Origin of the sequence: Flectobacillus sp. BAB-3569 (assembly GCF_002270355.1) — a bacterium.
Lineage (GTDB): Bacteria > Bacteroidota > Bacteroidia > Cytophagales > Spirosomataceae > Flectobacillus > Flectobacillus roseus.
Window position 1 is genome coordinate 309,719 of record NZ_NJFZ01000003.1, and the last position, 8,953, is coordinate 318,671.

Consider the following 8,953-nt stretch of genomic DNA (forward strand, 5'->3'; position numbering starts at 1 on the left):
TCTATTTCGCTTGTGTTTTTTTCTTGTCTGCCTCAATATATTCTCTAAAAACCATTGCGGCGGTTTTTTCAATTTTAAGCATTAGCTTATCAAGCGTTTCTTCATACACATACTTAACTCTGTAAATTCCTTGATGAGTAGACCAAGAAACAGGTTTGTTATTTTCGTATCTAAAACAGTCAGCTTCAGGAACGAAAATCTCTGCAAGCAGTCCAAACTTTCTGAAATCCACTAAGGCTTGTATGAGTTCATCATTATCCTTGTAATCATTAAAATACTCTGAATTGAACACTTCTGGAAAGCATATCTCAAAATCATACTCTTCCATATCATCGTTCAACAAATCCTTTAAATCACTATTTTCTAATGAACCAGCAATCCAAAAAAGTCTGTTAATTTTAGCTCCACGAGCTTGGTCAAATCTTTCAACTGCTTCTTGATTATTTTTCATTTTGTTTTGCTTGTGTTTCTCCCTTATCTGCTCCAGTACATTCTGGAAATAGTATTTCTGTGAGTTCGTGATAAATTTCATTTATTCTCTTTTCCAGTTTTTCTTTCTCCAGACGGAGTCGCTTAATTTTTAACTCCATTATCCATTCGTAGCTTCCCTCTGCAAAGCCTTTTGAATAATCCTTTGTTTCTTCTTTTCTGTGTATTGCCATTTTTATTATCAACCATTGGTCAGCCTTGTAGAGTGGCTGAATTCTACAGGGTGTTTAGATTATAAATCGTCCTTAAAATTTTCTTCGATAAATGATTGTTGGAAAACATCCAAGTATATTTCATCTAGTTGGTCAAACTCTCCAAATTCGTGTTTATAGCCATGCCTATGGTTATTGTACCAATTCTCAAAAGTCAAAGCGCTAAATGAGGGTTTCCATTTGGCTATTTCTTGGCTTAATCTAGTGTGTAAGTTTTCGAATATGGGTTCACCTAGCGTAGATAGTGCATTTGAGAGCGCCATCGCTTCATGGATTTGAAATTTCATTATACTGTCGCCATAGTCAGATTCTTTATATTCGTACTCAAAATGAGAATGAAAGAGCGAAGCTACAATCAGGCTTGGGTCAAGTATCCAAAATGATGTTGAATTCTGCTTTTTATAATAAGCCTCTATCATTCTATTTTCACGATGAGTATAAGCCCTGAGGGCATTATACTCATGAAAGTTTATCAATATGCCTACTCGGTTCATAGGTCAATTATTTCGCAAGTGTCATCAACATAGAATATCCAATCGTCACCTGCCTCATCGGTGTAATACACTCTATTTCGTAGGTCGTTTGCTTCGCCTACATAAGTTTCACCTACTTGGATATCTGAATTGGTACTTCTTTTGCCTTCAATGGCAAGTACTCTAAATCTTACTGCGTCCATGATATTTTTGATTTGAATGTGATTGGTTACTACTACTTCTTTGGTGTTACTTTATTTGCAACTATCAGGAACTTGTTGAATCCTTCAATGGCTGAAAGAAGCTCTTTGATTGTATCTGACTGCTCTTTTTGACTTTGTTCGCTCTCCTTTTTGAGCTTCTGAAGCTCTGCTCTTAGCTTGTTGTTTTCGATTTCTTGCCTTTTGTAGGTTCGAATGATATGCTGAACTGCTTTATTTGCTGAGTGGTTAAACTTTTGGCTCATGACCTCATTGATGATTTCAACGATATCCTGATTTTCTCGACTGTTCAAATCTCGAAGGTTAATGATTTTGAGTTCCATATTGCTACCAATATTTGATTTATGAATTGCTGTTGAGTGATGTTACAATACTTTTGCTACCAAATAAGATCTACAGAAGAAAAAAATGCTTGTTTTCCTGGTTTAAATTGGTAGCAACTAGCGGACGGTTTTTTTCTGGTTATTATGATAGGAAGCACGATGTTTTGAGTTGCAAAAGAGGCTTCCTTTTCGTTTGTCTTTTAAGTTTTCACCGCAGAAGTGACATTGTCCTATTGGTGTAAGATTTGATTCTAAGTCGATTGAGTTATCTCCTTCGTCAATGTCCTCTTGTTCTTCCTCTGCCAGATATTTTACGATGCCATTGTCAATTAGGTAGAAAAAGTCAACACCTAAATCCAAGCAAAGAAACTGTAGCCGAATAGAATATTTAGATTTCTCTGTATTGTTTATACATCCAAGGTACTTACCGTAAGTGTAGATAATATCCTCACGTAGTTTGATAACTTGGCTATTCGTCAAATGACTGAAATTATCCATTGTCCATGTTGAAGAGTTAAAGATGCTGGCTGAATGATTTTGTTCTTGCAGTCACTTTCTGAGTCCTTGAGAAAGCTTGAGTAATTTTGGGCACTCAGTCTGCTTGAAAAACTGATAATGTTACTTTGGTTTGAGAAATCGACATTAGCTTGTTGCTCCCAACGGTCTTTTAACCTGATAAAAGTGATTCCTCTAGCTTTTGTGATGATGATGTAGTTCATGTGTAGATTGGGGTACATTTGGTTTAATTGTTCCTACGATATCCATGATGTCCATTTGGATGTTACCCTGAAACTGTTGTCTGGAAAGACCAAGATAATCTGATAGCCGTTTGACAATTTGCGGAGTGACATTCCTTTGTCCCCTAAGCATTTTTCGGATATTCGAATTATCTGTATTCTCTCCGTATCCAAGCTCCTCTCTGATGATGCTGTAGAGCTTTCTTCGCTCAGAAAGAGGCATTTCTTTGTATTTTCTCTTAATCTGGAGTGGAATTGTTGTAGGATTTTCAAAAGCCTTCATGTGACCCGATATTAAGTGTTGTGACCCGTTTTTTAGAGTGGTGTTGAAAAGACTAATCTTTTTGTTTCGTTGTCGAATCGTGCAATTTCTCCCAAATCTTTACCCGTTTTAGGCTCTTTAGCGTAGATAATCGCAAGGTCAAAGCCACGAAACTTTTTTATCATATTCTCAGCGCTTTCGATGCGCTTGTTGAGGTACTTATTCTGATAGACTTGTATCGGCGTTCCTTTGCTGGTGAGCGCAATGTTTGTGCCTGATGGCATTCTGTACTTGATATGCCATTCTGCGGTTCTGATTAATTCGTCCATTGTGATGATAAGTTTGTATTGGATATGAATGAGTAATATTTTTCTAGTGTTTCTGGGCTAGTTCTTTTTGATATTCTCTTTGCCCAGTAAAGAGATAACTCGCTAATCGAAAGGATTTTACCTTTTTGCCCACGTGGTATGATACCAAATGCTAATGAATTCTTCGCTTTTTCTAATTCGTCCTCAAATCTTACTTCTATGAATTTCTTTTGCTCACGTTTGAGCCACACATGGGCGATTAGGAACCCACCTCTATCACGATACTTCTTCGAGAAGTAGTTAAGTGGCCAGTATGCCTCACGGTCGTACTTTTCGTTGTGCTTTTTCACTAAATCTACCTCAGCTATCTTGGTCATACAGAACGTTTTCCAGTGGATATAGCTCTCTGTGCCATTGAAGTGCCCAAAGACATCACTACCAATCAATCGCTTGATTTTCACCTCAGTTTCACCGTTAAACTTCTGTTTAGGATAGAGGTTCTTTTTGGCATAGTTCCAGAATTCTGTGATTAATTGCGCCTTTTCGTGTGGCTGAATCGGCTTTTCTTGAACTGGTTTGGTGGTTTTGTTAGGCATTGGTGACCTGTGACCTCCTAAGTGGCGATTGCGGAAGTATTCTGCTCTACCGCCAGAGTAGTTGTCCACATCATCGGTGTCGGCGGCGCCACTGGTTTCATTTTCCTTGTCATTTGTGGAACTTTCAAGGTTATTTTTTTGGAAAGAAAGTTCAAAGGGCTCAATTTGCTTTTTTTCCCTGTCAATTTCCCTGTGTCTTTCCCCGTAATTTTCTTGGGTAGATTCAACATCTACTGCTATATATGAATTGTTTAAATTTATCCTGTCTTTTAATATCGGAAAAGTTTGCCACGTCTTAGTAATTAGGATGTCCTTGGGTAGGGCACTCAATGCCTTCAACTGAGGCTTCAAATTGACATCACCAAAGGCGATATAAAGGTTTGGAATGATTGTGTATCCCCCTGTCGAATTGTTGTCTATAATGTCAATAAAACGGGCATTTGACAGCCTAGCAAGGATATTGTAGATGTTTCTAGTCTCGCATGAAATGAGTCTAGCCAGCTCTCTACGGGTAATATTAATGGATGGAATACTCTGACTATCAACCCATGTGGATGAATTGACCAGCTTGCGGAACATGGGCAAATACTTATAGAGAATTGCCTCCATAACCTTTTGGTGTGGAGTGCGAAGCTTCGCTGACAAACCTAGATATTGTAGGGCATTAAACTCCTGTGCAAGCGCATGGTATCGCTTGTAGACGTTTGAGCTTGTCTGCTCAAGCGTCTTAGGCATCCTTACGAAGTCTGTGTCAATCGCCGATTTAGGTGAAAATAGATTCATATTCTGAGAAATGGGCAAAGTATCGCCACAGGTTTGGTCGTCACACTACTTTCTGTAGCAGATACTTCAATTTGCTTTTGTTGCCAATGAGGGGTTCGAACCCTCCAGAACGCACCAAATGGGTATTCTGACACCATGAAGGGGCATAACTTATTTAACTATACGTTTCGGTCTTTTCTCCTGAATGGTAGAATGACCACAAGCGCAATGACTATAATCAAAATAATTTTCATAGTGAGGAAAGAAGCTACCACACAAGGTGTGGTAGTCTTTAAAATCTAAATCTACACCTATTGTCTTTAGAGAAAGAACCTCCCACATCATTCTGTGGGAGTCTAGCTAATCACTCAATTCATAAATCCAAACAAATGGATTTATGAAGCCTCTTTCTTATTTAAACCCGTCTCTTTTGTTTTTCTCGATAAAGTGCCTCACCGCAAAGAAAACGATAAATGATGGCACGAATACTTTCAAAAAAACTGCACTCCAATGCGATAAAATACTAATTATCATCCTCTAAATCGCCTCCTACGAAGTCTTTTAATTTGTCCTCCAAACTTGTTCCAGCAATAAAGCTGTAGGCAAAGTGGGCACAAAAAAAGGCAAAGCCCATAGCCATAGCGCTAACAAAGAAATCAACGAGGTTTTCAACTTCAACAGTACTCATGTTTGTAAAAGGATAAAAGTGAGAATGATAAAACTATTTTGACAATTGTTCCTTAAGCCAGTCTACAGTACACAACAAAAACTCAAGAATTCCGAAAAATAGTAACACAGGAACTAGAAGTAATGGTATCATACTGTAAGATGTTAAGGTTTAGAAGCAAAGGCAGGACTCGAACCTGCGACCTTGAGGATATGAGCCTCACGAGCTACCATCTGCTCTACTTTGCGGTGTTGTTTATGAAATGAATAGACTAAATTCGTAAGTTCAATCTACCAAAGACATCAGTAGGGAACGGAACTCCCTGCTGTGCCAGTGGCTTCTTTACTACCTATGGACGAACCATTCAAAAATCCATAAAAGTAGTAGATTATCATTTATGCAACTTCTGGTAAGGATTTGAGATTTTGCAATGTCAAGGCTTGTTCCATTTCATCGGGATGGTACATTTTTAGATACTCCCAAATTACCTTTTTTTGGACTGGAGTAAAATTGTCATACATACAATGATTACCCCAAGTTCCTTTTTTCATCCCTTTAAACGACTTATGTTCTAGGCAGTATCGTTTCAGAGCTGTTTTCGGAATATTCCCTTGGAAGAGACCGTAAACCTTCTTCCAATTTCTAAAGTCTAGAGTTTTCATAAACTTGCGCTGGTTAGAATATTTACTGATTTAATAAAAAAATGATTACTTTGTATGCAAAAAATGTACACTTTTCGTTTACTTAGTGTTGAAATTCATTTCAAAGTAAGTTTATTAATTTAATAATGTCAAATAATTATCTTACAATTTTTTATATATTTTATGTCTAAAGTACCTATAGGCTTAATAATCAAGGATTTAATAGCCAGAAAAAATTTATCAGTAGCTAATGTAGCAACAACTTTAGGTATGTCTCGTCAGTCAGTTTATCAGAGTTTTAATAGAAAACATATGGATGAACATGAACTTGCAAGATGGGCGTCCGCTTTAGGCGTGGATAAACAAGAATTAGAGGGATTGATGGATGTTGAGAACTTTACAGAGAAAGGTCCTAACAATGACAAGTATTTACAAGAGTATTTGGAAAAACTTGAAGTAATGTTTAATCAGGAAATCTCAAAAAAGAATGAGCAGATAAATGAACTTTTGAGAACTAATCAACAACTTGCACAGACTAACAATGCTTTAGTGATGGCTCAGTTGGGTCGAACAAATTTTAATTTGAGAATAGTCGATACCATCAGTTCAGAAAATGAGGAAAATGTAGGCAAAATAATTTTGTTTACGCCCTTATTTGAAGCGTTAGTAGTAACAGCTTAAGAACTGCGGCTATTCTCCATAGTACTTTATGATAGTGCTATATGGTTGAAAATCAGATATTTAGGTGTAGTTCTGTGTATTCCCGTACGGACTACACAGAATTTCTCAATGACTTGCAAGCGAGCTTTTTAGCTCGCTTTTCTTGTTTTTAGCATATTCCCTATTCCTGCTGAATCCCTCAAAAAAAGCTTCAATACGTGCAACCAATGCATATTTTACAATTTACTAACAATTTTACTTACATTTTTATTTTTGGGATTTTGGAATACTTTTTGACATAGAGTAAACTTTTATAATTTCTTGTTAAATTTTAAGTTTTACCAAATGTTAAAAATTCAAACAACTACCCACCTAGAAATGTAAGTATCACCCCTATCAACATGATGTCATTTTATTATTGGTTTCGTGAAGGTTCTATTAAAGACCACGGCGTTATCTATTGTGAAATAAGAGTTGATGGTGAAAAGTCCGTTCCATTCTCTACTAAAATTAAACTTCACCGAAAACATTGGAATTCTAAGGAGCAGTGCTTCAATGGTAAAGAATCTGCCAAACATCAGAAAATGTTAGATTTCTATGAATTAAGATTCACCCAAATCTACACTCAAATATCCTATGAGAAACCGAGTGAACCAATTAGACCATCCGAAATACTGGAAAGACACAGATTTGCTCACGTTGGCGAGCGAAAGACCAAGGAAAAGGAAATTGAGTTTATGGACGTCTTCAAAGAGTTTCTGGCTGATCAGAACAAATTACTACAGGCTGAAAAACTTAGCGAACTGACAGTTAAAGGGAAAGAGTCAAAATATGCTATTATTAGGGAATATTTGGGCAAGAAAAAGATTATCTCAATTCCAATTAAAGATGTCAACACCTCCTTTTTAGACGAGTTCAAATTTTATCTACAGACGTCAAAGTACCAAGACAGTACTATTGAAAAGTACTTAGTTTTAATTAAGGAGGTATCTACATATGGAGTTTCCAAAGGATACAGTAAGGAAAGTGTCTTGGATGACTACAAAATTGAGAAAGCCAAAGCCAAAGAGCCAGTGTCATTAACAAAAGAAGAAATGGATAAAATGGAAGCACTAGAGCTTTCCCCTGTACAACGACTTACTTTAGATATTTATCGCTTCTGTGCAGAGACCTCTTTGAGTTATACAGACTATAATTCTCTTTCAGACGAACGCGTTGAGATAGATAAAGATAAAACTATCTGGATTAAACTAAATCGGGAAAAGACAGATATTACCCAAAGAATTCCCCTTAATGATAAAGCTCTTGAAATTTTTTCTAAATACGGAGGTGCAGCATCACTTCCTAGGTTGAGCAACAATAAACTTAACCTCCAAATCAAAGAAATAGCAAAGATGGCTAATATCAAAAAGCATATAACTTTTCATACCTCACGAAAGAGCTTTGTTGATTATACTTTGAACGAATTAGCGATACCAGCAACGACTATTTCGGCAATGGTCGGATGGAAAGATACCAAGCAATTATCAAGGTATGCCAAAGTAAAAGACTCTACGATTAAGAAGCAGTTTTTGAAGTAAGCTTTAGAAGATAAATAAATCACTTAAATCTGAAATTTTAAGTGATTTATTTCAGTAACCTTGTTGAGGTAGATTCTCTTCAGATACAATGTTAATTTAATTTTTTATATTTGTGACAGTTAAAATACTCATATTTAATTAAATTGTTCCATTGAAGAGATAAAACGAGGGTTTCATCCTTCTTATCTTTAAAAATTAGATTCCCCAAAAAGAATCATGTTTAAACTCTGTTTTTAACCAGTTCCAAGCATCTTTTGTTAACCAACCTTGATAATTTCGTTTGATTTCAACTAATAGTAATCTATCTGAAGTAGAAATATTTGGAGCTAATAAGTTGTAAAACTCACTAACACTTTTGTCTGTTCTAACTATCCAAGTGTCGTTAAGATGATGCCAATATGAAAAAGCATTACCCCTTATTGCATTAGTTAGATTTTCTAAAGGGATTGAATAATCCACTTTGTTATAAGAAATAAGTAAAATCATTTTTTTGAGGATAATTTCTTTGTTGTCTTTTTAGGTTGAAGAAGAACTGTATTATCACTCTGTTCTACATCAACAATGGCATTCGTGTTTGATTCCGATATCTCATTAGAGAAATATTGTGACTTACTTGAGCTATCAAAAAGTTTTTCTCGTTGAGCAATAATAATCGCATTTTGATTAAATATCATTGTTTGAGGATTCTTAATTGCATGAAATAAAGAAAAGCTCGTGAGTACACTAAGTAGTAACAATAACACTATTATTATTGTACTATTTAGCCATTGAGGCATATTTGATAAATAAGCGACTCCAACTATGCCACCAATAAGTAGTAAAGTGATATATATAACAAAACCTAGAACATTGTTTGAACCATTTTTAACAATCGTTTCAACACTTTCTATTCCTTTGTCTAAAACTTTTTTATTTATCATGGAAAATTTAAATGTTAGATTTTTAATTCAAAGAGTGTCATCGTTGATAATATTTCTCGTCCCAATTTATTTGGTGGCTATCCTAGATAAAAATGCAATTTG

At 35.8% G+C, this 8,953-nt stretch carries 15 protein-coding genes and 1 tRNA gene; 2 read left to right on the forward strand and 14 right to left on the reverse strand.

Features of this window, described 5'->3' with window-relative positions; all coding sequences use genetic code 11:
• Nucleotide 1 precedes the first annotated feature (1 nt).
• The 12 genes from BWI92_RS02150 to BWI92_RS02205 all read right to left on the reverse strand — a co-directional run bounded on the left by BWI92_RS02150 (nucleotide 2) and on the right by BWI92_RS02205 (nucleotide 5,712).
• Complete coding sequence (locus BWI92_RS02150; protein WP_095160477.1) at nucleotides 2–451, reverse strand: hypothetical protein; 450 nt, start codon at nucleotides 449–451, stop codon at nucleotides 2–4.
• A complete protein-coding gene (locus tag BWI92_RS02155) occupies nucleotides 441–662 on the reverse strand; it encodes a hypothetical protein (protein WP_095160478.1) in 222 nt (73 codons plus the stop codon). The genes BWI92_RS02150 and BWI92_RS02155 overlap by 11 nt, the downstream gene beginning before the upstream one ends.
• 59 nt (nucleotides 663–721) lie before the next feature.
• Nucleotides 722–1,195, reverse strand: a complete 474-nt coding sequence (locus BWI92_RS02160; RefSeq protein ID WP_095160479.1) for a hypothetical protein — start codon at nucleotides 1,193–1,195, stop codon at nucleotides 722–724.
• The gene (locus tag BWI92_RS02165) at nucleotides 1,192–1,377 is read right to left on the reverse strand and encodes a hypothetical protein (RefSeq protein ID WP_095160480.1); all 186 of its coding nucleotides are present in this window, start codon (nucleotides 1,375–1,377) and stop codon (nucleotides 1,192–1,194) included. Before BWI92_RS02165 ends, BWI92_RS02160 begins: the two co-directional genes overlap by 4 nt.
• A 32-nt stretch (nucleotides 1,378–1,409) precedes the next feature.
• Nucleotides 1,410–1,718: a hypothetical protein gene (locus BWI92_RS02170; protein WP_095160481.1), complete on the reverse strand. Its 309-nt coding sequence runs from the start codon at nucleotides 1,716–1,718 to the stop codon at nucleotides 1,410–1,412.
• A gap of 117 nt (nucleotides 1,719–1,835) precedes the next feature.
• Nucleotides 1,836–2,216, reverse strand: coding sequence for a hypothetical protein (locus BWI92_RS02175; RefSeq protein WP_095160482.1), 381 nt, complete (start codon nucleotides 2,214–2,216; stop codon nucleotides 1,836–1,838).
• A gap of 192 nt (nucleotides 2,217–2,408) precedes the next feature.
• On the reverse strand, nucleotides 2,409–2,738 hold the full coding sequence (locus BWI92_RS02185) for a helix-turn-helix transcriptional regulator (protein ID WP_095160484.1): 330 nt from the start codon (nucleotides 2,736–2,738) through the stop codon (nucleotides 2,409–2,411).
• Nucleotides 2,739–2,770: 32 nt separating this feature from the next.
• Nucleotides 2,771–3,046, reverse strand: a complete 276-nt coding sequence (locus BWI92_RS02190) for a hypothetical protein (RefSeq protein ID WP_095160485.1) — start codon at nucleotides 3,044–3,046, stop codon at nucleotides 2,771–2,773.
• Nucleotides 3,034–4,404 carry a hypothetical protein gene (locus BWI92_RS02195; RefSeq protein ID WP_095160486.1) on the reverse strand — a complete coding sequence of 457 codons (1,371 nt, stop codon included), beginning with the start codon at nucleotides 4,402–4,404 and terminating at the stop codon, nucleotides 3,034–3,036. The genes BWI92_RS02190 and BWI92_RS02195 overlap by 13 nt, the downstream gene beginning before the upstream one ends.
• 502 nt (nucleotides 4,405–4,906) lie before the next feature.
• Nucleotides 4,907–5,071, reverse strand: a complete 165-nt coding sequence (locus BWI92_RS27170) for a hypothetical protein (RefSeq protein ID WP_176464336.1) — start codon at nucleotides 5,069–5,071, stop codon at nucleotides 4,907–4,909.
• 154 nt (nucleotides 5,072–5,225) lie between these two features.
• A tRNA-Met gene (locus BWI92_RS02200) sits at nucleotides 5,226–5,298 on the reverse strand.
• Between the two features lie 147 nt (nucleotides 5,299–5,445).
• A complete protein-coding gene (locus tag BWI92_RS02205; protein WP_095160487.1) occupies nucleotides 5,446–5,712 on the reverse strand; it encodes a hypothetical protein in 267 nt (88 codons plus the stop codon).
• A gap of 162 nt (nucleotides 5,713–5,874) precedes the next feature.
• Here BWI92_RS02205 and BWI92_RS02210 point away from each other — a divergent pair, with 162 nt between their 5' ends.
• Together BWI92_RS02210 and BWI92_RS02215 are read left to right on the forward strand one after the other, a co-directional pair.
• Complete coding sequence (locus BWI92_RS02210) at nucleotides 5,875–6,372, forward strand: helix-turn-helix transcriptional regulator (protein ID WP_095160488.1); 498 nt, start codon at nucleotides 5,875–5,877, stop codon at nucleotides 6,370–6,372.
• Nucleotides 6,373–6,752: 380 nt separating this feature from the next.
• Nucleotides 6,753–7,931 (forward strand): phage integrase SAM-like domain-containing protein, encoded by a 1,179-nt coding sequence (locus BWI92_RS02215; RefSeq protein WP_095160489.1) that lies wholly within the window; start codon nucleotides 6,753–6,755, stop codon nucleotides 7,929–7,931.
• 195 nt (nucleotides 7,932–8,126) lie between these two features.
• On the opposite strand, the gene BWI92_RS02220 is transcribed toward BWI92_RS02215, so the two are convergent.
• Nucleotides 8,127–8,417 (reverse strand): hypothetical protein, encoded by a 291-nt coding sequence (locus BWI92_RS02220; RefSeq protein ID WP_095160490.1) that lies wholly within the window; start codon nucleotides 8,415–8,417, stop codon nucleotides 8,127–8,129.
• On the reverse strand, nucleotides 8,414–8,851 hold the full coding sequence (locus BWI92_RS02225) for a hypothetical protein (RefSeq protein WP_095160491.1): 438 nt from the start codon (nucleotides 8,849–8,851) through the stop codon (nucleotides 8,414–8,416). Before BWI92_RS02225 ends, BWI92_RS02220 begins: the two co-directional genes overlap by 4 nt.
• Nucleotides 8,852–8,953: the final 102 nt, after the last annotated feature.

What these genes read in the sequence shown, in the direction of transcription:
- BWI92_RS02150 (WP_095160477.1), bottom strand. Translation starts at nt 451, where the DNA reads ATGAAAAATAATCAAGAAGCAGTTGAAAGATTTGACCAAGCTCGTGGA.
- BWI92_RS02155 (WP_095160478.1), bottom strand. Translation starts at nt 662, where the DNA reads ATGGCAATACACAGAAAAGAAGAAACAAAGGATTATTCAAAAGGCTTT.
- BWI92_RS02160 (WP_095160479.1), bottom strand. Translation starts at nt 1,195, where the DNA reads ATGAACCGAGTAGGCATATTGATAAACTTTCATGAGTATAATGCCCTC.
- BWI92_RS02165 (WP_095160480.1), bottom strand. Translation starts at nt 1,377, where the DNA reads ATGGACGCAGTAAGATTTAGAGTACTTGCCATTGAAGGCAAAAGAAGT.
- BWI92_RS02170 (WP_095160481.1), bottom strand. Translation starts at nt 1,718, where the DNA reads ATGGAACTCAAAATCATTAACCTTCGAGATTTGAACAGTCGAGAAAAT.
- BWI92_RS02175 (WP_095160482.1), bottom strand. Translation starts at nt 2,216, where the DNA reads ATGGATAATTTCAGTCATTTGACGAATAGCCAAGTTATCAAACTACGT.
- BWI92_RS02185 (WP_095160484.1), bottom strand. Translation starts at nt 2,738, where the DNA reads ATGAAGGCTTTTGAAAATCCTACAACAATTCCACTCCAGATTAAGAGA.
- BWI92_RS02190 (WP_095160485.1), bottom strand. Translation starts at nt 3,046, where the DNA reads ATGGACGAATTAATCAGAACCGCAGAATGGCATATCAAGTACAGAATG.
- BWI92_RS02195 (WP_095160486.1), bottom strand. Translation starts at nt 4,404, where the DNA reads ATGAATCTATTTTCACCTAAATCGGCGATTGACACAGACTTCGTAAGG.
- BWI92_RS27170 (WP_176464336.1), bottom strand. Translation starts at nt 5,071, where the DNA reads ATGAGTACTGTTGAAGTTGAAAACCTCGTTGATTTCTTTGTTAGCGCT.
- BWI92_RS02205 (WP_095160487.1), bottom strand. Translation starts at nt 5,712, where the DNA reads ATGAAAACTCTAGACTTTAGAAATTGGAAGAAGGTTTACGGTCTCTTC.
- BWI92_RS02210 (WP_095160488.1), top strand. Translation starts at nt 5,875, where the DNA reads ATGTCTAAAGTACCTATAGGCTTAATAATCAAGGATTTAATAGCCAGA.
- BWI92_RS02215 (WP_095160489.1), top strand. Translation starts at nt 6,753, where the DNA reads ATGATGTCATTTTATTATTGGTTTCGTGAAGGTTCTATTAAAGACCAC.
- BWI92_RS02220 (WP_095160490.1), bottom strand. Translation starts at nt 8,417, where the DNA reads ATGATTTTACTTATTTCTTATAACAAAGTGGATTATTCAATCCCTTTA.
- BWI92_RS02225 (WP_095160491.1), bottom strand. Translation starts at nt 8,851, where the DNA reads ATGATAAATAAAAAAGTTTTAGACAAAGGAATAGAAAGTGTTGAAACG.